The 23,636-nt window shown below is 64.6% G+C and carries 19 protein-coding genes and 1 tRNA gene; 4 read left to right on the top strand and 16 right to left on the bottom strand.

Features of this window, described 5'->3' with window-relative positions; all coding sequences use genetic code 11:
* Nucleotides 1-6: 6 nt before the first annotated feature.
* Genes E4P09_RS21295 through E4P09_RS21285 form a run of 3 tightly spaced genes read right to left on the bottom strand, consistent with a single transcriptional unit; the run spans nucleotide 7 to nucleotide 3,756 of the window.
* Nucleotides 7-1,224: a type II secretion system F family protein gene (locus tag E4P09_RS21295; protein ID WP_137391664.1), complete on the bottom strand. Its 1,218-nt coding sequence runs from the start codon at nucleotides 1,222-1,224 to the stop codon at nucleotides 7-9.
* Nucleotides 1,225-1,248: 24 nt separating this feature from the next.
* Entirely contained in the window at nucleotides 1,249-2,964 is a 1,716-nt protein-coding gene (locus E4P09_RS21290; protein WP_137391663.1) for a GspE/PulE family protein, read from the bottom strand.
* Between the two features lie 12 nt (nucleotides 2,965-2,976).
* On the bottom strand, nucleotides 2,977-3,756 hold the full coding sequence (locus E4P09_RS21285) for a prepilin peptidase (protein WP_137391662.1): 780 nt from the start codon (nucleotides 3,754-3,756) through the stop codon (nucleotides 2,977-2,979).
* Nucleotides 3,757-3,768: 12 nt separating this feature from the next.
* Here E4P09_RS21285 and E4P09_RS21280 point away from each other — a divergent pair, with 12 nt between their 5' ends.
* Nucleotides 3,769-4,662 carry a type II secretion system protein GspK gene (locus E4P09_RS21280; RefSeq protein ID WP_137391661.1) on the top strand — a complete coding sequence of 298 codons (894 nt, stop codon included), beginning with the start codon at nucleotides 3,769-3,771 and terminating at the stop codon, nucleotides 4,660-4,662.
* A gap of 637 nt (nucleotides 4,663-5,299) precedes the next feature.
* Nucleotides 5,300-5,755, top strand: coding sequence for a tyrosine-type recombinase/integrase (locus tag E4P09_RS21275; protein ID WP_137391660.1), 456 nt, complete (start codon nucleotides 5,300-5,302; stop codon nucleotides 5,753-5,755).
* Nucleotides 5,756-5,779: 24 nt separating this feature from the next.
* Here the strand turns inward: E4P09_RS21275 and E4P09_RS21270 are convergent.
* Both E4P09_RS21270 and cpdR read right to left on the bottom strand, forming a co-directional pair.
* A tRNA-Val gene (locus tag E4P09_RS21270) sits at nucleotides 5,780-5,854 on the bottom strand.
* A 109-nt stretch (nucleotides 5,855-5,963) separates the two neighbouring features.
* The gene (gene cpdR, locus E4P09_RS21265; protein ID WP_137391659.1) at nucleotides 5,964-6,320 is read right to left on the bottom strand and encodes a cell cycle two-component system response regulator CpdR; all 357 of its coding nucleotides are present in this window, start codon (nucleotides 6,318-6,320) and stop codon (nucleotides 5,964-5,966) included.
* Between the two features lie 218 nt (nucleotides 6,321-6,538).
* On the opposite strand from cpdR, the gene E4P09_RS21260 reads away from it, so the two are divergent.
* Together E4P09_RS21260 and E4P09_RS21255 are read left to right on the top strand one after the other, a co-directional pair.
* Nucleotides 6,539-7,441, top strand: a complete 903-nt coding sequence (locus tag E4P09_RS21260) for an N-formylglutamate amidohydrolase (RefSeq protein ID WP_137391658.1) — start codon at nucleotides 6,539-6,541, stop codon at nucleotides 7,439-7,441.
* A 634-nt stretch (nucleotides 7,442-8,075) separates the two neighbouring features.
* Nucleotides 8,076-9,032: a DMT family transporter gene (locus E4P09_RS21255; protein WP_137391657.1), complete on the top strand. Its 957-nt coding sequence runs from the start codon at nucleotides 8,076-8,078 to the stop codon at nucleotides 9,030-9,032.
* 28 nt (nucleotides 9,033-9,060) lie between these two features.
* Here the strand turns inward: E4P09_RS21255 and E4P09_RS21250 are convergent, their stop codons facing one another.
* The 11 genes from E4P09_RS21250 to E4P09_RS21200 form a co-directional block, all read right to left on the bottom strand.
* Nucleotides 9,061-9,369 carry a hypothetical protein gene (locus E4P09_RS21250; protein ID WP_137391656.1) on the bottom strand — a complete coding sequence of 103 codons (309 nt, stop codon included), beginning with the start codon at nucleotides 9,367-9,369 and terminating at the stop codon, nucleotides 9,061-9,063.
* Between the two features lie 174 nt (nucleotides 9,370-9,543).
* On the bottom strand, nucleotides 9,544-10,239 hold the full coding sequence (gene phoB, locus E4P09_RS21245; protein WP_137391655.1) for a phosphate regulon transcriptional regulator PhoB: 696 nt from the start codon (nucleotides 10,237-10,239) through the stop codon (nucleotides 9,544-9,546).
* Entirely contained in the window at nucleotides 10,236-10,973 is a 738-nt protein-coding gene (gene phoU / locus E4P09_RS21240) for a phosphate signaling complex protein PhoU (RefSeq protein ID WP_137391654.1), read from the bottom strand. Before phoU ends, phoB begins: the two co-directional genes overlap by 4 nt.
* 29 nt (nucleotides 10,974-11,002) lie before the next feature.
* Nucleotides 11,003-11,812, bottom strand: coding sequence for a phosphate ABC transporter ATP-binding protein PstB (gene pstB, locus E4P09_RS21235; protein WP_137391653.1), 810 nt, complete (start codon nucleotides 11,810-11,812; stop codon nucleotides 11,003-11,005).
* 2 nt (nucleotides 11,813-11,814) lie between these two features.
* Nucleotides 11,815-12,657, bottom strand: coding sequence for a phosphate ABC transporter permease PstA (gene pstA, locus E4P09_RS21230; protein ID WP_137391652.1), 843 nt, complete (start codon nucleotides 12,655-12,657; stop codon nucleotides 11,815-11,817).
* A 2-nt stretch (nucleotides 12,658-12,659) separates the two neighbouring features.
* Complete coding sequence (gene pstC, locus E4P09_RS21225) at nucleotides 12,660-13,640, bottom strand: phosphate ABC transporter permease subunit PstC (protein ID WP_137391651.1); 981 nt, start codon at nucleotides 13,638-13,640, stop codon at nucleotides 12,660-12,662.
* Nucleotides 13,641-13,749: 109 nt separating this feature from the next.
* On the bottom strand, nucleotides 13,750-14,805 hold the full coding sequence (gene pstS / locus E4P09_RS21220; protein WP_137391650.1) for a phosphate ABC transporter substrate-binding protein PstS: 1,056 nt from the start codon (nucleotides 14,803-14,805) through the stop codon (nucleotides 13,750-13,752).
* 132 nt (nucleotides 14,806-14,937) lie between these two features.
* Nucleotides 14,938-16,209: a phosphate regulon sensor histidine kinase PhoR gene (gene phoR, locus E4P09_RS21215; protein ID WP_137391649.1), complete on the bottom strand. Its 1,272-nt coding sequence runs from the start codon at nucleotides 16,207-16,209 to the stop codon at nucleotides 14,938-14,940.
* Between the two features lie 122 nt (nucleotides 16,210-16,331).
* Complete coding sequence (addA, locus tag E4P09_RS21210; protein WP_137391648.1) at nucleotides 16,332-19,787, bottom strand: double-strand break repair helicase AddA; 3,456 nt, start codon at nucleotides 19,785-19,787, stop codon at nucleotides 16,332-16,334.
* Nucleotides 19,784-22,885, bottom strand: coding sequence for a double-strand break repair protein AddB (gene addB / locus E4P09_RS21205; RefSeq protein WP_170984550.1), 3,102 nt, complete (start codon nucleotides 22,883-22,885; stop codon nucleotides 19,784-19,786). Before addB ends, addA begins: the two co-directional genes overlap by 4 nt.
* Nucleotide 22,886: 1 nt before the next feature.
* Nucleotides 22,887-23,636, bottom strand: a complete 750-nt coding sequence (locus E4P09_RS21200; RefSeq protein WP_239025302.1) for a nucleotidyltransferase family protein — start codon at nucleotides 23,634-23,636, stop codon at nucleotides 22,887-22,889.

Here is a 23,636-nt window from a genome sequence, read left to right as displayed (position 1 = left end):
CTCCTCCTAGAACGACAATTCATAAGTGCTCAAGATCGCCGACAGCATCACCCCGATCACGCCAGCGACGACCACCCCCAAGCCAATTGTGATCAGCGGCACGAGAACGGCGAGCAGGCGCTTGATCTCGGTTTCGACCTCCTGGTCATAAACGTCCGCGGTCATGGCCAGCATGTCCTGCAGGCGGCCGCTTTCCTCACCGACCTCGATGATTTGCAGTGCCAGGCTGGGAAGCATTCCGGTATTGCGAAGCGCCTCGGCCAGGCGCTCGCCCTTGGCGATTTGCTCGACCGCAGAGCGAATGCCGGCACTGATCGCCCTGTTTGCGATCGAGTCGGCGGCGATCCGCACCGCGGTCAGCAAGGTCGTGCCGCTGGCGATCAGTGTTGCCAGCGTTCGGGCAAACCGCGCGGTGTCTCCCTTGCGCATCAGCGGGCCGAGCAGGGGCAGTCCCAATAACAGGCCATGGGCGCGCTGCTGATGGTGGGCCCTGCGGATCACCTGGCGCGCCAGGACGATGACGAGCACCAAGCCGAGCGCGACGGCCCATCCCCAGTGGATGGCGAAGTCCGACAAGCTCATGATCATGCGCGCGGAGAGCGGCAGTTTGTCGCCACTGCTCTCGAACATGGGCTTGAACTGCGGAATGACCCAGACGAGCAGAATGACTATGGAGATGACGGTCAGGCCCAACACCATGATGGGATAAAGGATGGCTGACCTCATCTTCTCCTGAAGATCCGCCGACTTTTCCAGCGCATCGATGATGCGGCGCAGAACCGGCACCAGGCTTCCGCCGATCTCCCCTGCTTTCACCATACCCACATAGAATGCGGGAAAGATCTGCGGGTGCTTGGCCATGGCGTCGGCGAGGGTCGAGCCGTTGCGCACGTCCGACAGCAAATCGCCAGCCAGGGTGCGGAGCGGCCGATCATCTCCCATGGCCGAGAGGCGCTCGAGCACCCGGTCCAGCGGATAACCGGCGCCGAGCAGCACGCCGAGCTCTCTGGTGAACAGCAGGAGGTGCTTGGGCCGGAACTTCGCGTTTCCGGACGCGAGCGTGAGCCCGAATTTGGGTTTCGGCCGTTCAGCGCGTGCGATCTGCAGGGGGAGAACACCGCGTCGGCGCAGTTCCGAAGCGGCCATAGCCTCCGTCTCCGCGGAGAGGCCCCCCTCCAGAAGGTCCCCTGTCGGGGCGATCGCCTTATACGTGAATTTTGCCATGATGCTGGGGATGAGAGGCGGAAGCTATTGCATGCCGACATCGCGGGTGGCGCGCAGCACCTCTTCCAGGGTCGTTATCCCTGCCGCCACTTTACGCAGACCGTCGGTGAACATGCTCTCCATGCCTTCAGCGTAGGCCACTTCGTGAAGCTCGGCAGAATCAGCCCTCCTGAGGATCGCGCTGCGCAAGGCGGCCGTCATGAGCGCCGTTTCCATGACACTGGTCCTTCCCCTGTATCCCGTGTGACTGCACGAGGAGCAGCCAACGGCACGGTGCGTCCGCAGGCCCGCCGCATTGGCGAAGCGGTCCAGCTGGTACTTGCTCACGATCTCGGACGGCAGCTCGGTGGGTGTCTTGCACTCCACGCATAGCATGCGCACCAGGCGCTGGGCCACCATGCCACATAGCGACGAGGTCAGAAGGAAGTCTTCAACCCCCATATCGAGCAGGCGGGTGATGCTGCTGACCGCATCATTCGTGTGCAGGGTCGAAAGGACCAGATGGCCCGTCAGAGCCGCCTGAACGGCGATCTCCGCTGTCTCCCTGTCGCGAATCTCGCCCACCATGATAATGTCGGGGTCATGCCGCAGGATCGAGCGCAGGACCCGTGCAAAGCTCAGCTCGATTGAGGCCTTGACCTGCACCTGGTTCACGCCGTCCAGCCGGTATTCGACCGGGTCCTCGACCGTCATCACATTCTTGTCGGGGCTGTTGAGCCCTCGTAGCGCGGCATAGAGCGTTGTCGTCTTGCCGCTTCCGGTCGGGCCGGTCACCAGCATGATGCCGTTGGGATTGGCCAGCATCACCTCGAGACGGTCAACATTGCGCTCGCTGATCCCGAGGCTCGTGAAGTCGAGCTTCACAGTCTCGCGGTCGAGTATTCTGATGACGACGGACTCGCCGTCGAGGGTGGGCATGGTGGAGATGCGCAGGTCGATCTTCCTGCCGCGCACCACCGTTTGAATGCGACCGTCCTGCGGCAGGCGACGCTCGGCGATGTCCAGCGCCGCCATGATCTTCACGCGGGAGATGACGGCCGCGCAAAGCTCGGCCGGCGGCGCGGGTGTCTCGATCAGCACGCCATCGATGCGGTTGCGCACCCGGAGGGCGCCTTGGTACGGCTCGATGTGGATATCCGATGCCCGCGTCTCGACCGCCCGTGCAATCATCTCGTTGACCAGGCGAATGACAGGTGTCTCGCTGGCCAAGTCCTTCAAGCGGCGGACATCTTCCTCGACCTCGCGCGCGCTCGAGACGAGAACGCCGAAATCCTCGTCCTTCTCCTCGTTGAAGTAGAGGTCTTCAACGGAGCGATTGATCAGGCTCTTTTCACCAATGGCGATTTTCACGTCGCAGCCGGTGGCCAGGCGCACCGCATCCTGCGCGTAGAGATCGAACGGGTCGGCAACGGCGAGCTCCAGCTCGTTACCTCTCAGGCTGAGCGGCAGCACGCTGAACTGTTTGAGGAAGCGGCCGCTGAGCTTGTCCTCCGCAACCTTCTCCGTCGGGATATCGTCCGGCTTAAGCAGCTTTGCCTGCAGTTCGGTGGCAAGGGCCAAGGCCAGCTCAGGCTCGCTGACAAGACCGAGACTGGACAGCAGATTGGAGAGCCGGCCGCTGCCACTTTCGCGCAGCCGTTCGGCCCGTGCCAAGCCGGCCCGATCAATCTTCCCGGCGGCAAGGAGCCGCTCGCCCAGCGACCGGTCCAGAGCCTCGATATCGATTGCATCCCCCAGCATCCCACCCTCAAATCAAACGCCCCATGTCAATGGGCCATAGAGCCAGACCAGCCAGATCCCCAGGCACAGGAACGGGCCGAAGGGTATGGGCCGATGCCTGTCCCATCGCCTTCCCGCAAGCCGGGTGAGCAAGATCCAGAACAGCGCGCTCGTGGCGCCGACGAGCAGCACCGACGGCAGTCCCTCCCACGAGATCCAGGCGGCGCTGGCGCCCAGCAGTTTGGCGTCGCCAAGCCCGAGCCCGTCATAGCCCCTGACCGCCCTGAACAGCCTGCCGATCGCGTAGAGGGCGCTGAAGCCAAGCACTGCGCCCATGAGGTGCGATGGAAGCTGCTCCGGGTACGCGAACCAGGTCAGTGTGAGGCCTGTTGCGAACAAGGTGCAGGTCAGCGTGTCGGGAAGCCGGAACGCCTTGATATCCACCATCGATAGGGCAAGCAGCAGCCAGCCCAGCAGCGCGCTTGGCCATAGCAGCGCAGGCGGTACGACGAGTGCACTCCAGAGCACCACGACGAGAGCGGCGACTTCGATGATCGGCAGGGCAGGATCGATCGATCCGCCGCAGAGCCTGCACTTGCCCCGCAGGCCCACCCAGCTGACAATGGGAACAAGATCAGCGATGGACAATACCGAGTCGCAGTGGTCACAGCGCGAGCGCATTGTGAGCACGGGCCGGCCGAGAGACATCCGTGTGGCAAGCAGCCCAAGGAAGCTTCCAACAAAGGGAGAGCAGACGATGAGAAATGCCGATGCCAACCTTACCCCCCGCCGCAGGCCTGATGTGGTGAACATCACGATGCCCAGATGAGCGACACGCCTGCCCAATCGACCACGCGCCGCGACGGAGGTATCGCTCTCCTTGCGGTGTTATGGACGATTCTGCTGGTGGCAATACTAGCGGGAATGGTGCTGCGGACCAGCAGCACGGATCTACGGCTTGCCGCGAATGTCCGGGATCTGACTAGTCTTCGTCTGCTGGCTGACGGTGCCGTCGAAGTGGCTGGTACGAATGCGATTTTAGCTCGCTGTGCAGGAGAGCTCTGGCGCTGCGACGGAACGGTTTATGGCTGGCGAGAAGGCCCCTCGGAAATCCGGGTCCGCATCACGCGGGAAGCCGAGCGAATCGACGTCAATGGCGCCCCGCCGGAGCTGCTGGCCCGGTTGATCGTCGCAGCCGGAGTCGACGTTGCCGATCCTTCCCAGATCGCGACCGGCATCATCGCGCTGCGATCCGAAAGTTCAGAAACGGCCTCCGCCCAAACGGGAGTGCCTGGCCGGCCGCGGATAAGCTTCACGGGTGAGTTGCTGCGGGTTCCGGGCATGACGGGTGATCTGTTCCGGCGGATCCAGCCTGCAATCACGGTGTTCGGCGGCCAAGCTGTGCCGGCGCGATCGCCGACACAGCCACTTATCGCAGCCGCCCTGGACGGCACCGTCGCGCCATCCAGCGAGGTCCCGCGATTGAGCACCCCCGCCGCAAGCCTCGGGTCCGAGCCGATCCTACTTGTGCCGGGATCGGGGTCCGGCTCTGGCCTGCAGGGCGTCCTGAGAATCGAGGCTGAAACGCAGAACCAAGACGGTGCCTTCTTCAGCCGCACTGCCATCGTCTACCCGATCCTGCTCGGCCAGCGGCCTTACCGGACGCTCTACAGAAGCTCCGGCACCCGCCGCCTGTTCCCTGAGACCGGCGATCGATAGCGAACCTCTCTCCATGCCCGCAGCGACCGCTCGGGCCCCAGAAGCGGTCGTTGCCGAGCAGATGCTCTCGTCACGTCGGCATTGGGCCGTAAGAAGACAGTCCATTTGCGAACGAGCAAAGCTACCGAAGCGGTCATTTACTCCGGCATTTGGAGACAGTACACTTGGAAGCAAACGGCGACCTGCGACTTGGCACGATTGAACACATAACTCCGGGGGGGCGTGCGCCTGACGGCACCCGAAGCTCTTCACTAATGCGGAATGACAGCTTGTAGATGTCCACGTATCTGAGCGGACTTCTACAAAAAGTGGCTAGCCAACGAGAAGGTGATGCGCCTCCATCGACACCGCGAACTGTAGCCTTTAGCATGCATGCTTCTGCGTCTCAGCAATTAGCGTGAAACATCTCCTATGCCCGCTTCGATTCAAGACAGCACCGAATTACAAGAGGAAAACCAGCTGTTCGAACAGCGTTTCATCGAACAAGCTGAGTATCTGGACCCTCTGCAACTTCTCGAACTTAATGCAGAGCACCCCGAAGAAGCGAGCATTATCCGGAAATTGAAAGCCGGCGGAGCCAAACTTCTTCATTCTCATTGGGCTCTATACCGGCACACGACACGAAGCCATTCTCAACATGCGTTGGGGAGTCAATTCTAAAGGCGGCTGGTTCGATCTTGATCGCGGCGTAATGTACCGACGAGGTCAGGGGCAGACCGAGACAAACAAACGCCGGCCTCCTGCGCCCATTCCCGATCGCCTTGTGCCGCATCTCCGTCGATGGCGCCGTCTCACGACGAATGGGCCTGTCGAATATTTTGGAAAGCTCCTCCTGAAAGAGCGGCGTGCTTTCACTCGAGCACGCCTCCTCGCCGGACTGGACGGGGATGTCACACCTCACGTCCTTCGCCACACGTGCGCAACGTGGCTTCTGCAAGCTAGGGTGCCGATGTGGGAAGTCGCTGGGTTCCTTGGAACCTCAGAAGCCGTGATCAGGAAGACATACGGCCATCATTCACCTGATCACCTGTCTGCCGCCCGGCGGGCGTTTCATGGGCGAAACTTGGGCAACACCCTGCGAAAGGAAGCTTGAGAATGTCTAAGTCATTGATTTTGATGGTGGGCGGTACTGGGATCGAACCAGTGACCCCTACGATGTCAACGTAGTGCTCTCCCGCTGAGCTAACCGCCCGGGCCGTATGGCGCTTGGCTGCCCCATATATCGGCAAGGGTGCGCCGATGCAAGAGCCGACCTTTGCCGGTGTGCGCCGGGGCTCCGCGCCGGCAGGGCGAGCGGGCGGTCAAGCCATCAGCCGCTCGATCTCCGAGACCAGATCCCTCAGATGAAAGGGCTTCGACAGGATCTTGGCCTCCTTCGGCGCCTTGTTGTCGGGATTGAGCGCCACGGCCGCGAAGCCGGTGATGAACATGATCTTGAGCGTAGGGTCCAGCTCCGCCGCGCGCCTGGCAAGCTCGATCCCATCCATCTCCGGCATGACGATGTCCGTCAACAGCAGGTCGAACTGGTCGTGTTTGAGCTCTTCATAGGCGCCGGCCCCATCGGCAAAAGCGGAAATCTCATGCCCGGCCCGCTCCAGTGCCCGGGCCAGGAACTTGCGCAGATCGCCATCGTCTTCAGCCAGGAGAATCTTCGCCATCTCGTGTACGTGCGTTTGCTCTTGCCACCCATGCGCCTGAGGACGCGCCGACCTTATCGTCGCATGGGTAAACGCAGTGTGAAGGGAAATGAACCCCGATTCGCGCATACTCACCCGCGACCGATCGCGCGAGCCTCTTGCAACTGAAGGCAATCGCCTCATACTTTACGAACCGTGACAGGCTGTTCAGCGGCCGTCCTGCAGGGAACTGATCGAGCATGCCATTGAGGCCGCCCAGCGAGCTGTTCGACCCGCCCTTCGAGGTCAATCGTCCCAGAACCCAAACCGCCGCCGTCGTATTCAACTCACCCCATAGCGGCCGTCAGTATCCGGCGCAGTTCCTCAATCAATCGCGCCTCGACGCTCACACTCTGCGGCGCTCGGAAGACTGTTACGTCGACGATCTGTTCTCGGGCGTGGTCAGCCTGGGCGCGCCAATGGTCAAAGCCCACATCCCCCGCGCCTATCTCGACCTCAACCGGGAGCCCTATGAGCTCGATCCGGCCATGTTCGCCGACCGGCTCCCCAACTATGTCAACACGTCCTCCGTACGGGTGGCCGGGGGCCTTGGCACCATACCGCGGCTGGTCTGCGAAACCGCGGAGATCTACCGCCGCCCGCTGCTGTTCAAGGAGGCGGAGGCCCGCATCCAATCGCTCTACTTTCCCTATCACAAGCTGCTGGCCGAGGTGCTCGATGAAACCTTCGCGGCATTTGGCCATGTCGTGCTGATCGATTGCCATTCCATGCCGTCCACCGCCGCGCCCGCCGCCGCCAGCGACCCGGTCCCCCGCCCGGATTTCGTGCTCGGCGACCGCTACGGCTCCACCTGCGCCCCCGCAGTCACCGATTTCCTGGAAACGGCGCTCACCCGCCGCGGCTATTCCGCCGTCCGCAACAGACCCTACGCCGGCGGCCATATCACCCAGATCCACGGCCGCCCGGCCCAGGGGCGCCACGCCCTGCAAATCGAGATCAACCGCGCCCTCTATATGGATGAAGAAACCCTCACCGTCCATGGCGGCTTCTACCGGCTGATCGAGGACTTCGAGGAGATTATCCCGGCGCTCATTGAGAGCCTGCCGACGCTCCTCGACCCGCCGCGCATGGCGGCCGAGTGAGGCCGCTCCCGCCCCAGTTCCAGCCCGAAAAAGAAAAAAGGGCCGTCGCATGACTGTGACGGCCCAAGTCTAGGGAGGAAACGCCCAGGAAGGGCTACGAGAGGAGAACATCGTTCTCAACTCGTGCGCCTAATATACATTGCGATGCACAATTTGCAAGTCGGCACCGTGCGCTGCGACAATCTGTCTGAAAAATGCAATAAGTGACTATATCGTTATCCATCTGTTTTATTTCAAGAAATCCTCAAGGTGGGAATCGTCGGCCTAATGGGGTCCAGCGAACTTTCGGGATTATTTACAGGCAGCTGCGCATTTTACAGGCAATTTATGCTGCGATGCACACAAATTGCCCAGTTTCTGCGCATGTGCAAGAAGCTGCCTGAATATTCCCCAAGCTAGTCTCCGCCAGCGCGTTTTGTCTCGCGCCGTGAGACAAGCGGCCGCTCGGTTAACAAACGGGCAGCCCGATGGATCCCGTTTACACGGCCCCGCCTCCTTCCGCGGTCAGAAGCCGGCGTTTGGAACCTAATCGCCGCCATCGACCTTGTCCGGAGCGGTGCGAAGAGCTAATCAGGAAGCTGCCGGGTTGAGCAGTCTTTGTGCCGCCGCGCGTCAAACTGGGCCTGAAAAGACAATGATCACCATCGAGCGTGCTCAGGCTGCCGCTCCCGACCACAGCCTGAGGACGGGGGCCGTGTTCCTTTTGACCGGCATCTTCGTTTTCTCCCTGCAGGACATCATCATCAAATGGATCAGCGGCGATTATCCGGTGTATCAGATCGTGTTCTTTCGCAGCATCGCCTCGCTGCCGCTGATTGCAGCCCTGGTCTGGGTTCTCGACGGTCCCAAAGGGTTCACCACCACGCGGCCGTGGTCCCACCTGGCGCGGGCCAGCGTGATGTTCGTCTGCTATATCGCCTATTACATGGCGCTGGCCGCTCTTCCCATGGCGGATGCGGTCTCCCTGTTCTACACCGGGCCGATCTTCATCGCGATCCTCTCCGGCCCGATGCTCGGCGAGCCGGTCAGGCCTCGCCAATGGGCTGCCATCACCGCCGGCTTCATTGGGGTGCTGATCGTCGCCAACCCGGACCTGCACGTGATCAACCCGGCGGCCCTGTTCGCGATCCTCTCCGCGCTGACCTACGCGCTCTCGCAGATCTTCGCCCGCAAGCTGGGCACCACCGAATCCGCCGCCACGCTGACCCTCTACGCCTCCGCTTTCTATGCCGTCGCGAGCGGCATATTGGCGTTGGTCATCGGTGACGGCTGGCTTGCCAAATATACGCCGGAGAGCCTTGCCTTCATGAGCCGGCCATGGATCTGGCCGCCCGCACTCGACCTCGGCTTGATGCTGAGCTTGGGGCTCATCGCCACGCTGGGCTTCTACTGCCTCGCCAAGGCCTATGTGGTGGCGCAGCCTAAGGCCGTGACACCCTTCGAATACACCGCCCTGATCTGGGCCACGCTCTGGGGGTACCTGTTCTTCCACGAGGTGCCGGCCGCCTGGAAGGTGCTGGGCATCGCGCTGATCGGGCTGGCCGGCGTTGCCGTGTTGCTCCAGAGCAGGTCGGCGAAGCTCGGGCGCTAGAAGCATTTTCGAGCGAAGTGGATAAGGGTCAGAGCTGGTCGTTATAGAGCGGCTTTGTCTCGCCCACGCGCTTGGCTAGCTCGGAAAAGGGGGGAACATGCCCGTCCGACGCGCTGTGATTGGCAAGGATCAGCAGCCGCGCGGGAAAAGCCACCGCATCCCGGTGCGCCGGGCTGAGATCCTCAGCGGTGCGGTCATCGCCCAGGGCGGTCTGCTCGGCCCGTTTGAGGGCCAGATCGATCTCCTCGCGCGTAAGCACACCCTTGCGCACCAGCGCATCGTTGATGGCGGCGATCGCGAGATAGAGACCTTCAAGCTGAAGATTGGCAGTGTTCATCGGATGCTCCTCTCGTCCTCTATCAACGGAACAGGGTGCTTCCCGATCCCGTGGATATGGAAGGAGCTAGCCTAGAGCATTTTCGAGCGAAGTGGATGCCGGCTCGCGTGAAGAAAATGCAACCAGACAGTAACTTAGAGCGGTTTCGCGAGTCCATGAAAAGGCGAAAACGCTCTAGCCGGCAAACCGCTCGTTGAACGCATAGCCGATGCCGCGCACCGTGCGGATCGGGTCGGGCTCACGGCCGCGATTGATCACCCCGCGCAGCCGGCCGATATGCACATCCACCGTGCGCTCGTCGATATAGATGTCGCGGCCCCACACCGCATTCAGCAGCTGCTCGCGCGTATAGACGCGGCCGGGGCTGCGCATCAGGTGCTCCAGCAGTTTGAACTCGGTGGGCGAGAGATTGATGTCGCGGCCGCCGCGCGTCACCCGGCGGGTGCGCAAGTCCATGGCGAGGTCGCCGACCCGCAAGACCTCGGCCACGATCTCCGGATTGGCGCGGCGCAGGATGCTGCGGGCGCGCGCGATCAGCTCCGGTACCGAGAACGGCTTCACCACGTAGTCGTCGGCGCCGGTGGCGAGGCCACGGATACGCTCCTGCTCCTCGCCGCGGGCGGTGAGCATGATGATGGGAATGTCGCGCGTCTCGCTGCGGGCCCTAAGGCGGCGGCACAGCTCGATGCCGGAGAGGCCGGGCAGCATCCAGTCGAGAATGATCAGGTCCGGTCGGTCCTCCTCGACGAGCACCTCCACGTCATCGCCATTGGAGGCGCTGCGGGTGACGAACCCTTCCGCCTCGAAATTGTAGGAGAGGAGGACCTGCAGCGGCTCCTCGTCCTCCACGATGAGGATACGTGCGTTCATGGCGTCTTTTCCGGCTCGGCAGGCTTGGCCGAGTACTTCACGCTCAGCATGCTGGTGGTGTCGCTCTTCGGCCGGTCCTCGGTCAGAAGCCGGCCATGGACGAGGTAATAGACATTCTCGGCGATATTGGTGCAATGGTCGCCGATCCGCTCGATGTTCTTGGCCCCGAACAAGAGATGAGTGCAGGCGCCGATCGTGCGCGGATCTTCCATCATGTAGGTGAGCAGCTCCCGGAACAGCGCGTTGTAGAGTGTGTCGATCTGCTCGTCGTTGCGCCACACCTCCAGCGCCTTGTCGGCGTCGTGCTGAATGAAGCCGTCCAGCACCAGCTTGAGCTGCTCCAGCGCCAGCCGGCCCATGTGGTTGAGGCCCGCGAAGCCGGCGTTGGGCCGGCCTTCGCCGATCGCGAACGACCGCTTGGCGATATTCTTCGCCAAATCCCCGACCCGCTCCAGATCCATGGCCGTACGGAGCGCCACCACCACCTGGCGGAGATCGCGCGCCATGGGCTGGCGCTTGGCGATCAGCAGAATCGAGCGCTCCTCGACCTCGCGCTCGAGCTGGTCGAGCTTGCGGTCGGCATCGATGATCGCTGCGGCGCGTTCTGCATCGCGGCTTTCCAGCACCTCGATGGCGCCGGCTAGCTGCTCTTCCGCCATGCCGCCCATCTGGGCAAGGCGCGCATTCAGAGCGGCAATCTCTTCATCGAAGGACTTGACGATGTGTTCGCTCACGGCGGCTTCCTTTCAATCCGGCGTCGGCCTTAGCCGAAGCGGCCGGTGATGTATTCTTCCGTCTTCTTGTGTGACGGTGCGGTGAAGACCTTCTCGGTCAGGTCGAACTCGATGAGATCGCCCAGATACATGAAGGCCGTGTATTTCGAGACGCGCGCCGCCTGCTGCATGTTGTGGGTGACGATGGCGATGGTGTAGTCCACCTTCAGCTGCTCGATCAGCTCCTCGATGCGCCCCGTGGAGATCGGATCCAGCGCCGAGCAGGGCTCGTCGAACAGGATGACCTCCGGCCGCACCGCCACGCTGCGCGCGATGCACAGCCGCTGCTGCTGGCCACCCGACAGCCCCATGCCGCTGGTGTGGAGCTTGTCCTTCACCTCGTCCCATAGCGCGCCGCGCCGCAGCGCGTCCTCCACCCGGTCGTCCATCTCCGACTTCGGCAGCTTCTCGTAGAGCCGGATACCGAAGGCGATATTGTCATAGATGGACATGGGGAAGGGCGTCGGCTTCTGAAAGACCATGCCGATCCGCGCCCGCAGCAGGTTGAGGTCCTGCTTAGGGTCCAGGATGTTGTCGCCGTCAAGCAGCACCTCGCCCTCGGCCCGCTGCTTCGGATAGAGATCGTACATGCGGTTGAGGACGCGAAGCAGGGTGGACTTCCCGCATCCGGAAGGCCCGATGAAGGCGGTCACCTCCCGGTCGTAGAGCGGCAGGCTGATATTCTTCAGCGCCTGCGACTCGCCATAGTAGAACGAGACGTTGCGGATGGAGATCCGCTCGCGGAGCGCAGCGGCGGGCCGTTCGCGAGGCGCGGTGTTGGGGATGGCGTTGGCTGTCATGATCAGGTTTCCATTTTCCGGGCCGAGAGCGCCCGCGCGATGATGCTGAGGGCGAGCACCGTGATGGTGATGAGCAGGGCGCCCGTCCAGGCCAGTTGCTGCCAATCCTCATACGGGCTGAGCGCGAATTGGAAGATGACCACCGGCAGGCTGGGCATCGGGGCCAGGAGGTCAACGCTCCAGAACTGGTTGTTGAGCGCAGTGAACAGCAGCGGCGCGGTCTCGCCGGAAATGCGCGCGATCGCCAGCAGAACGCCGGTGATCATGCCGGTCTTCGCCGCCTTGTAGGCCACATGGGATATCACGTGCCAGCGCGGTGCGCCCAGGGCGGAGGCCGCCTCGCGCAGCGTGTTGGGCACGAGCAGCAGCATGTCCTCGGTCGTGCGCACCACCACCGGGATCACGATGATGGCGAGCGCCACCGCCCCGGCGATGCCGGAGAAGTTGCCCATGGCCAGCACCATGGTCTCGTACACGAATAGGCCGATCACGATCGAAGGCGCCGAAAGGAGAATGTCGTTGATGAAGCGCACCACGGTGGTGAGCTTCGAGTCGCGTCCGTATTCGGCCATATAGGTGCCGGCGAAGATGCCGATCGGCGTGCCCATCAGGATGGCAAGGCCGGTGAGGATCAAGCTGCCCACAATGGCATTGAGCAGGCCGCCGGCGCTGCCGGGAGGCGGGGTCATCTCGGTGAACACGGCGAGGTTCAGGCCGGACACGCCCTTGAACACCAGCACCGCCAGAATGAGCACGAGCCAGCCCAGGCCGATAGCGGCGGCCACCACCGACAAGATCATGGCCAGGGAATTGCGGAAGCGCCGACCTCTGTACAATGCATGCATGGTCAGTTCCCCAGGCGCCGCTCGATGCGCAGCAGCAGGTAGCGTGCGGCAGCGAGCACGATGAAGGTTATCACGAACAGGATGAGGCCGAGCGCGATCAGCGAGGAGGTGTAGAGCTCGCCGATGGCCTCGGTGAATTCATTGGCGATCGAGGCGGAGATCGTAGTGCCCGGCGCCAGGATCGAGGCGCTGATCCGGTGGGCGTTGCCGATCACGAAGGTCACCGCCATGGTCTCGCCCAGGGCACGGCCGAGCGCCAGCATGATGCCGCCGATGACACCCACGCGGGTGAAGGGCAGCACCACCTTCGTCACCACCTCCCAGGTGGTGCAGCCCAGCCCATAGGCCGACTCCTTCAGCATGGGCGGCGTGGTCTCGAACACGTCCCGGGTGATGGCCGTGATGAACGGCAGGATCATGATCGCGAGAATGAGCGAGGCGGTCAGCACGCCGATGCCGTAGGGCGGGCCGGCGAACAAGCTGCTGAGCCCGGGAATGCCGGAAAACGTGGCGATCAGGGCCGGCTGCACGTACTGCTGCAGGAAAGGCGCGAACACGAACAGGCCCCAGATGCCGTAGATGATGCTGGGAATGCCCGCCAGAAGCTCGACGGCGATGCCGATCGGACGCCGGAGCGCCATCGGACAGATCTCCGTCAGGAAGATCGCGATGCCGATGCCCACCGGAACCGCCAGGATGAGCGCGATGATCGAAGTGACGATCGTGCCATAGATCGGCGCCAGCGCACCGAAATGCTCAGTGACGGGATTCCACGCCTGCGTGGTGAAGAATTCAAGGCCAAAGGTGCTCAGAGCCGGATAGGAGCCGTGAACGAGCGCGACGATGACACCGCCGAGCAAAACCAGAACGGCCACCGCGGCAGAATAGGTGAGACCGCGAAAGACCGCGTCGGTCACTGCGAACTTCCGCAGCGTGCGAGACCGATCGGACCCCGCGGATCGCAGGATGGTGCGTTCTGTCATAACCGACTGACTCGACATGTTGTCCCCGCTGCGAACTGTGATGCTTCCGAGCCGGATTGAGAAGAGGGGAACACCCTCAGGCGCACCTGCGGGTGTTCCCCTGCGGGGTTCACATGCCCTTGAAGATGGGCTGGCCGTCGGGGCCGGTGATCTGCTTCCAGGATTCCTCCACCAGCGCGACCACTTCGTCCGGCATCGGCACGTAGTCGAGGTTCGCCGCAGCCTCGTCCCCATTCTTGTAGGCCCAGGCGAAGAACTTGAGCGCGGTGAGCGAGTCCTCCGGCTTCTCGGGCTTCTTGTGCATGAGGATGAAGGTCGCCCCGGAAATGGGCCAGCTCTCGGCGCCGGGCTCATTCGTCAGGATCACGGCGAAGCCGGGCGTGTTGGCCCAGTCCGCATTGGCGGCGGCGGCCTGGAACGACTCCATGGTCGGGCTCACCGTCTTGCCCTCGGCATTGATCAGGTTGGCGTGGGTCAGCTTGTTCTGCTTGGCATAGGCATACTCGACATAGCCGATCGAGCCTGCCGTCTGCTTCACGTTGTTGGCGACGCCCTCGTTACCCTTGGCGCCGATGCCGACAGGCCACTCGAGCGAGGTCGCCGCGCCGACCTTTGACTTCCAGTCCTCGCTCACCTTCGACAGATAATCGGCAAAGATGAAGGTGGTGCCGGAGCCGTCGGAGCGGTGCACCACGGCGATGGCCGACGAGGGCAGATTGGCATTGGGGTTCAGCTGCTTGATCGCCGGGTCGTCCCACTGGGTGATCTCGCCGAGGAAGATCTTGGCCAGCACGTCCCCGCTCAGCACGATGCCGCCCGGCTCGATGCCTTCGATGTTCACCACCGGAACGACGCCGCCCATCACCATCGGGAACTGGATCAGCCCGGACTTCTCCAGATCCTCAGCCTTCAGAGGCATGTCGGAGGCGCCGAAGGTCACCGTCTTGGCCTGGATCTGCTTGATGCCGCCGCCCGAGCCGATGGACTGATAGTTGAGGCCATCGCCGGTCTCCTGCTTGTAGGCTTCGGCCCATTTCGCATAGATCGGATAGGGGAAGGTCGCGCCGGCGCCGGCGATATTCGCCGCATTGGAAACGCCCGCAGCGACCAGGGCAATCACGCCGGCAATCGCCGCGCCGATGCCCGCTTTGCGGATGATGTTCATGGATCTAGCCTCTCTGTTGGCTTTTGCGGAAGACGGAGCGCATTCCGTTCGCAAGCCTTAAGCGGTCAGCAATGCGGTTGTATGACGTTTTTGCGACAGTTTGATTACGTTCTAAGGCGCTGAGGGCCAATGCTATTTGGCGCCATTCGCGAGAGGAAGCCGCACCGTGAATGACGAGCCTTCCCCAAGGGTGCTGCGGATGACGAGCTTTCCCCGGTGGCGGTTGAGAATGTGCTTGACGATCGCGAGCCCGAGGCCGGTGCCGCCGCGCGCACGGCTGTCCTGGGTGCTGACCCGGTAGAATCGCTCGGTCAGCCGCGGAATGTGCTCAGGAGGAATACCGGGACCGTGATCGCGCACCGTCACTTCGACCGCGGCGCCCGCCAGCGCGAAGGTAAGCTCGACCTCCTTGCCGCTGCCGCCATATTTGATGGCGTTCTCGATCAGGTTCTGGAACACCTGCACCAGTTCGTCGCGATCCCCACGCACGATGACGGGGTGATCGGTCACGCTATCGGTGATGTTGATGGACACGTTCTGCTCAGCCGCCAGCGGTTGCAGCAGGTCGATCACGTGGCGAACGGTCTGCTCCAGATTGACCTCGGCCGTGGGTGGCACGTGGGCGTTCATCTCGATCCGGCTGAGCGACAGGAGGTCGTCGATGAGCCGGGTCATGCGCGTGCCCTGCACCCGCATCAGCTCCAGAAACCGTTCCCGCGCGGCGGGATCATTCCGCGCCGCGCCCTGCAGCGTCTCGATGAAGCCGAGCACGGAGGCCAGCGGGGTGCGCAGCTCGTGGCTGGCATTGGCGATGAAGTCGGCGCGCATGCGCTCGATCTGGTGGGCTTGCGTGAAATCCCGCATCAGCACCAGCACCGAACCGTCCGCGCGGCGCCCGCTGCCGGCGGGAAAGGGCAGCTCGATTGGCGCGATATACGTCTCGAAGTGGCGCTCGACCGGCACCCGCACCTCGTAATCCACGCGGCGCACCTTGTGCGTGGCATTGACCTCGCGAATGGCTTCGAGAATGGCCGGTGCGCGGATGCCGATCGATATGTGATGACCCACCGGATCGAGCTCCAGGAGCTCGCGCGCGTGCGAATTGCAGAAGCGGACGATCCCATCTCCGTCCAGCATCAGCAACGGGTCGGGCACGGCTTCCCCGATCTGCGGCAGGACCGGCGCAGGTGCGGCGCTCACATTGTCATCCACGCTTCGCAAAGTTTCGCTAGGACTAGGTTCGCGGCTCCGGCCGGGTGTGAACAGCAAGAGCAGGATGGCGCCGAGCAGCCCCGCCGCAATCAGCAGGTTGGCGGTCGTAAACCCCTGGGTGAGCACCAGGGCGGCCAGGCATGCCACCAGCAGCCCGTAAGCGATCGTCAGAGGAACCTCGCTGTCTGTCATCTCATTCACTTGACCCGGTGGGCCTGGCGCCGCCTTGCAGTCCGGGAATTATGACATGTTCAGTGAGTCGTGCGACAGTGTGACGACAACCTTTACATGATGGCATCCGGCGGACGAATGCCTCAAGCCGGGCCGGGCAGCTCCATCAGCCGCGCCCCGACGGTCCATAGCAAGGCGCAGCGGACGCGCTTCTCCGGAAAGATGCGGCGCAGGATCGCGCCATAGGTTTCGAGCTGCCGGACATAGATCGGATCGACATCATCAATCGACAAGGGCGGCGGCCGGTTGGTCTTGTAGTCGATCACCAGAACTTGGGTCTCGGTAATGGCCAGCCGGTCAACCCGGCCGGTAAGTCTGGCGCCGGCCTCCGGATCCAACGCCGCAAGCGGCACCTCGCTCAGGCTGCCCGGCGCGAACACGTCAGCGAACTCGCGGTGGTCGAGGATCGCCCGCACCTCGGCCCAGATCGCTTCGCGCTCGGCCTCGGCGAGATCGGCTGCGGCCCTGGCGAGATAGCGACGCGCCGCCGCGGCTCGGGCTTTGGGCGCGAGCGCCGGCAGCGCTTCCAGCAGCCGGTGGATCAGCCGCCCGCGGCGGAAACGGGTTCGGTCGGCAGCGATCGCCAGCGGCGACGGTTCCGCAGGCGGGGCAGACGCGGCATCGCCGCCTTCGCCCAGATGCGAAGGGGCGAGGTCGACATGGGTTGGTGCTTCGCGGGGTGCCGGACGCTTTGCCCATTCCGGCAATAAGTCGGCCGCCACGCGCTCTCCATTTTCCGATCCCGTTTCCGGAACCGGCGCCGTCTGCGGACTTTCGATGCGCCAGACCTTTTCGCCATCCGCCAGCGTCACCTCGCGCGCATGCGGTTTGAGCGCTGCCGTGATGAGGTCATACCAGGTGGTGCCGCTCGCCTGCCGCACGCCTTCATAGCCGCAGATATAGAGCCGGTCGCGGGCGCGGGTCATGGCCACATAGAGCAGTCGGTTATATTCCTCGGTGAACAGCTGGTGCTGCCGCTGCCGCAGCTGCTCGATGGCGCGCCCCTCATAGGCCGGACCGAGGCGCCAGCAATGAATCGCGTCTCCCGCCTCATCCGGAGGGAAAGCGACGATCTGCGGATGGTCCTGCTTGCGCGGCGGCGAGCAGGTGTCCGGCAGGAACACGATGTTGGCCTCGAGGCCCTTGCTGCCATGCACCGTCATGATGCGCACCGCGTCGACCCCGTGCTCCATGTCGCGCTTGATCACGGTCTCCGCGGAGGTGAGCCACTGCAGGAATCCCTGGAGAGAAGGGGTGTGCGTCTGTTCATAGTCGAGCGTCGCGCGCAGGAACTCGTCCAGCGGATCATGCACCTCATCGCCCAGCCGGCGGGCAAAGGCGGCGCGGCCGCGGTCGGCCCCCAGCACTTGGGAGAAGAAGGCGAAGGGCGACTGGAAGTCCGCCCGGTTGAACCAGGTGCGCAGCCGCTCCAGCGCATTCCCATAGGGGTAGCCGCTAATGCCGGCCTTGCGCTGCAACGCCTGCCACAGGCTGCCCGCCCGGTCATGGCAGAGCGCCATGAGGTCGTCGTCATCGAGCGGCCGCCCGTCATCCCGCGCCACCAGCGGGCTCTTGAGCAGGCAGGCGAGGTTCAGGTCGTCCTCGGGCAGCAGCACGAAGCGGCCGAGGGCGATCAGGTCCTTGACGGCGATATGGTCGGTGAGCACCAGCCGGTCGGCGCCCGCCACCGGCACGCCGCGCTGCTTGAGGCCGCGCAGCAGGGCGTCCACGAACCGGTCGCGGCGGCGCACCAGCACCAGGATGTCGCCGGCCCGGATCGGCCGCTGCTGGGAGGTGAGCAGCTCGCCTTGCGCGAGCCAGCGGTGGATGGTGTCGGCGATCCGTTCCGCCAGGCGCACCCGCGGATGGGCCGCATCCTCATGGTCCACCGGTGCCTGCCACGGGGTGGTCGGCGGCTTGGGCAGGGGTTGAACCTTGGGCCAGATCTCCACCAGCCCTGCTTGCCCGATGCGGGTCGGCTGGTGCGGCAGGAGCTCGCCGCCCCGGGGCGTGAGACCCGCCTGCGCATCGAGCTGGGCGAAAACCCTGTCCACCGCCTGCAGCACGTCCGCGGTCGAGCGGAACGAGACGCTCAGCGGCACGTCCTCGAAGCGCCGCCCCGCCGCCCGCGCCCGCCTGCGGAACGCCCGGTGCATGTCGTCGAACACCTGCGGGTCGGCACCCTGGAAGCTGTAGATCGACTGCTTGTGGTCGCCCACCACGAATAGGGTGCGCAGCGCATCATCCCGCGCCCCTTGCCCCGCGAAGAACTCCTCCACGATAGCGGCGATGATCTGCCATTGCGGCGGGCTCGTATCCTGCGCCTCGTCCACCAGAATATGGTCGATACCGCCATCCAGCTTGAACAGCACCCAGCCGGCACTGTCGATGTCGGTGAGCAGGCTGAGAGTGCGCTCGATCAAGTCTTCATAATCATAGCGACCATGCCGCCGCTTGCGCGCCTCATATTCCCCAAGCATGGCCAGTGCCACCAGCAGCAACGCTTCACTGGCCTGACGCACATGCACGCAGCGTTCCCGGTCGATCAGTGCCAGCACCCGGTCTCGCTCGGCAAACAGTGCCTCGGCCACATCGGGATGGGCATTGGCAACGGTCGCGGTGACGAGGGTGGAATCCGCCTTCGGCTTTTCCTCGGCGGTCAGGAACAGCTGGCGAGCGGCAGCGAAGGCGGTCTGCGGGTCGGGGGCGGCCAGGAACGCCGCGAGATGCTGGGCCTGCGCCTTCATCTTGGCCGAGCTTGCCGCGAGAACGTCTCGCGCCCGGGTGAGGGCAGGGCGGTTAGCCCCCTCGAACAATTCTTGGGCGACATTCTCGAAAGTGTCGTCAGGCGCAAGGCCGAGATGCCGCTCCAGCCGGACGAAACTGTCCTGGAAGATGGCCGTATCCAGAAGCTTGAGCAGCGAGGCACGGGCGGCTAGCACCTCCTTCATCACCTTGTCGAAGCCGGCCACGCCCACATAGGCCACCACCGTGGCGAAGGCCTGCGCCGGCAGCGTCTCCGGGTTCTCGCCCGCCTGCCGCATGAAGCCGTCGCGCACCTCCCGCAGCATCTCGTCCGCCGCCCGCTCGTCCATCACCTCGAAACCGGGCACGATGCCGGCCTCCACGGGAAAGCGCTGCAACAGCTTCTCGCAGAAGGCATGGATGGTCTGGATCTTGAGACCGCCCGGCGTCTCCAGCGCCCGGGTGAACAGCCGCCGCGCGGTGACGAGATCGAAGCTTCCAGGGGTGGCGCCGGTCAACCGGCCGATGCTGGCAGACAACGCCTCGTCATCGAGCCCCACCCAGCCCGACAGCGTCTGAAACAGGCGGTTGGCCATTTCCGCCGCGGCCGCGCGGGTGAAGGTGAGGCACAGAATGCGCTCGGGCGGGGTGCCCGCCAGCATCAGCCGGATTACCCGATCCACCAGCACCCGCGTCTTGCCGGATCCGGCGCTGGCCGACACCCAGGCCGAAACCTCGGGGTTCGAAGCACGACCCTGGGCATCGGTGGCGGCGCGCACCGCATCGGCGGTCATGTGCCTTCTCCATTGCTCTCACCATTGGCGGCGGCCAAGGCCTGCCACTCGGCAAAGCGCGAGAGGTGGTCGTAATCCAGCACCGCATCCTCACGCTGGATGCGCACCCGCGGCAGATAAGGCTGGGCCTCGTCGTCATAGGCGGCGATGAGGTTGCACAGCCCCGCATAGATCACGGAGATCAGGTCTGCGTCCGCCCCGCTCGGCTGCAGCACACCCGCCGGGTTGCCGCCGGTGAGGCGGATATAGGCCAGCTCCCGCACCGGACGAGCCCCGAGTGCCTCGAAGCCGCCCAGCTCCACCATCTTGGCTTCCAGCAGCAGCTGCGGGCTGAAATTGGCCGCTTCCTGCTTATGCGTCGGCAGCGAACCGGTCTTATAATCGATGATCCGCACGGTGCCGTCCTCGAGCAGGTCGAAGCGGTCGCCCCGTCCCGTGAGCTCGAAGGGCGTACCGAATTGATCGATGAGAATGCGGCCCTTGAGCTCCACCAGCTGGCGGAGCACGCCCCGCCGCAGCGCCACCTCCTCATGGGCGAACCAGCGCGCCATCTTGAGGAATTGCGGCCACCAGAAGCCGGACACATCGGGATAGGCCATCCAGTCCGCAAACACCGCCCGGCCGCAATCGATGAGGGCCGAGGCCGGATCTTCCGGCAGCTGCTCCGGCCATGCCTCGGCGAAGCGCTGCAGCGCCGCGTGCACCAGAATGCCGCGCTCGGCCGGGCCGGGCAGCTTCTCCAGCTCGTCCAGCGGCCTCAGCCTCAGCACGTGCCGGGCGAAAATGGCATAGGGGTCGCGGATCCAGGTCTCGATCTCGGTGACGCTCAGCCGGCGCGGGCGCATGGCCAAAGGCGGCCGTGGCTTGGGCACCGCCACCACGTCCTGTTCCGGCGGCCGCTCGAGCTGGGACGCCCAGGCGAGCCATGGCTGTTTCGGCGCAACCAGCGCCGCCGCGCCCCCAGCCTGGAGCAGGGTCTGCAGCCGCAGGATCCAGCGCGACGGCACCGCCGGCGCCCCGTCGATCTTGCGCGACCAGGTGCCATAGACTCGCCCGCCCGACATGGCCTGGACGAAATCATGGGCGGCCAAGCCCAACCGCCGCTCCGGCATGTCGAGCCCGACGGCCTGCCGCATCGGCCGGTTGAGCCAGGGATCCTCCTGCGGAACGCCCGGCCACACCCCTTCGTTGAGCCCGCCCAGTATGGTCACGTCAGCCTTGATCAGCCGCGCTTCCAACAGCCCGTAAATGGCAAGGCGCGGATGGCGGCTGGCCTGCGGCCGCACCACCCGGCTCATCATGAGATCGCGGAGCAATGGGGGATACAGTGTCGGCTCGATCTCCGGGCCAACGGCACTATCCTCGATCAGTCCGGAGAACAGGGCAGCCAGCGCCTGCCCATTCTCCCCCCGCCATAGGGCGGAGCCGTGGCGATCCCGCAAACAGGCCGCCTCGGCCGCCTCCAGATGCGCCTTGGTGAGATCATGGATGGGGGCCGCGCCGGCACCGAAAGCGGCGATCAGCGGCTGCAGGGCTGCGTTCACGCGATCCACGAGGTGATCCAGATCCCGCCAGTCCTTGGCGGTGAGCCCGCTCGGCGCTGTCCGGCGGGGCGCCACCCGGGCATTGTGCAGAGCTTGGGCGATGCCGTCCAGTCCGGGCGGCGGACGCAAGCCGCGCAGGGCCACCAGCTCCAAGAGCCGCGCCCGCCGCCGAAGCTCGGCCCGCTCGAAGCCGAACGCGGCCAGCGGATGCTTGAGCAGCGCCAGCAGGGGCACCGGCCCGAACTCCGCCATGACCGCGTCCAGCAGATGCAGCAGAAACGTCCCCTCCGCCACATGGGCAACGGGTGTGCCACCCGTGTCGTCCACGGCGATATCCCAGCGGGCGAGCTCGGCGGCCACTCGCCGCGCCAGCCGGCGGTCCGGCGTGATCAGCGCCCCCGTCTGCTCCGGCGCCTCCAGCACATGGCGCATGATCAGCGCGATTATCAGCGCCTCCTCCCGCTGGCTTGGCGCTTCGATCAGCGCGACCCCCTCTGTGGCGAGGCGAAGCTGTTCGTGGGGCATCTGCATCGGCAGGTCGCGCCAGCGCTCGGTGGTTGCGGCCGGCCGCATGACCTCGCTCAAGAAACGCTGCTTGGCCCGGCCGCGCTCCTCGCGGTCAGCGCTATCGCCGCCCGGCAGCGGCTCGACCTCATGCCGGGCAAGGCCCATCCGCTCCAGCAGCCGCTTGAGACCATATTGCGGATGCTGCGGCGGCAGCTCCGCCCAGCTCTCTGCGTCCAGGCTCGCGTCGAGCCCGGGCAGCACCACCGCCCCATGGGGAAGCCGGGCAATGACCGAGAGCAGCCGCGCCGTCGCCGGGATCGAGCCGGTGGAGCCGGCGGCAATGATCGGCCCGCCGTCCGCACCTAGCGCTTCCAGCCGCCGCGCCTCCGCCGCGATCAGCAGGCTGCGCCGTTGCTGCTGGCCGATGATGCCGAGCCGCCCCATCTCCTCCGGCAGCCGCTGCCGCACCATGCTGAGGAAGTCGAGCAGGCCGGCCCGATGCTCGGGATAATCCCCCTCGCGCAGCATCTCCAGCGCATCCAGCGCCACCTCTTCCGTCTCGAAGGATTGAACCAGCGCGGCCAGCGACCGCGCCAGCGCCACCGCCTGGCCCGGCCCGCTGCGCAGGGCGCGGCCGAGGTGGTGGGTCGGATACTCCCGTGCCCAGTCGAGCAGCAGTCGCATCAGCACCAGCTGTCGGCCAAGCCCGGAAATGGCCGGGGGTAGGTCGAGATCACCGCCACCTTCGCCATCTGCTTCGAAGGCGAATTCGTCCTCGTCCACATCGCCTAGCGGACGAATGCGCGGCAGCAGGGACGCTCCGCCAAAAAGGTCGAGAAACGCATGGCTAAGAGCGCGCGCCGAGCGCCTTGTCGGCAGTAGGATGGTCGCTTGCGCAAGCTCGAGCGGACCGGGCGCTGGCCGGCCGGGAAACAACACCCCACGGCCCACAGCAGCGGCAAGCCGCGGCAGGAAGGGCTCATCTGGCGCGATGGTGAAGACCCGCGGACGCCACAACAGGGGGAGGCTGCCCTGCGCCTCCGTCACCTCATAGCTCCTGCAGCGCCCGCTCGGCAGCCGTGACCCCGTCGGGCGTCCCCACATGCAGCCAGATGCCGTCGTGGCGCAGGCCGAACAGCCGCCCCGCCTCGATGGCCCGGTCCCACAGCAGGTTCATGGAGAACGCACCGTCCGGCGCGCCCTTGAACAGCCGCGGATGGGCGATGCACAGGCCGGTATAGGCGAAGGGGGCGACCTCGCCCGGCATGCGCCGGCTCAGGCGGCCAGTGACATCCATGGTGAAATCCCCATTGCCGTCGTAACCGACGCTGTTGACCGTGCTGGCCAGCAGCATCAGGCAATCCATTTCATCCTCCCGCCATGCTTCGCGCAAGCGGGCAAGCGCTGGTTTTGCCCCCTCGATCCACAGGCTGTCGGAATTGAGAATGAAGAACGGCTGCATCCCGAGCAGAGGCAAGGCCTTGCACACCCCACCGCCGGTATCCAGGAGCCGGTCCCGCTCGTCGGAGATCACGATACGCGGATGCTTATGGCCCTTCAGATAAGCCTCGATCTGCTCGGGCAGATAATGGACATTCACCACCACGGTCTTGACGCCATCCTCCGCTAGCCTGGCCAGGCAATAATCGAGCAGGCTGCGACCGGCCACTTCGATCAGCGGCTTGGGGCGCGTGGCAGTCAGGGGACGCATGCGCTGGCCAAGCCCGGCTGCAAGCACCATGGCGTGGTCGACCCTGATCGCCGCTTTGCGGTGTTCCGTCATCAAAAGAGCCGTCAT

Source organism: Rhodoligotrophos defluvii, assembly GCF_005281615.1.
In the GTDB taxonomy this organism is placed as follows: domain Bacteria; phylum Pseudomonadota; class Alphaproteobacteria; order Rhizobiales; family Im1; genus Rhodoligotrophos; species Rhodoligotrophos defluvii.
Note: the sequence above shows the minus strand (reverse complement) of the source record. Positions and strands in the feature narration are given on the sequence as shown.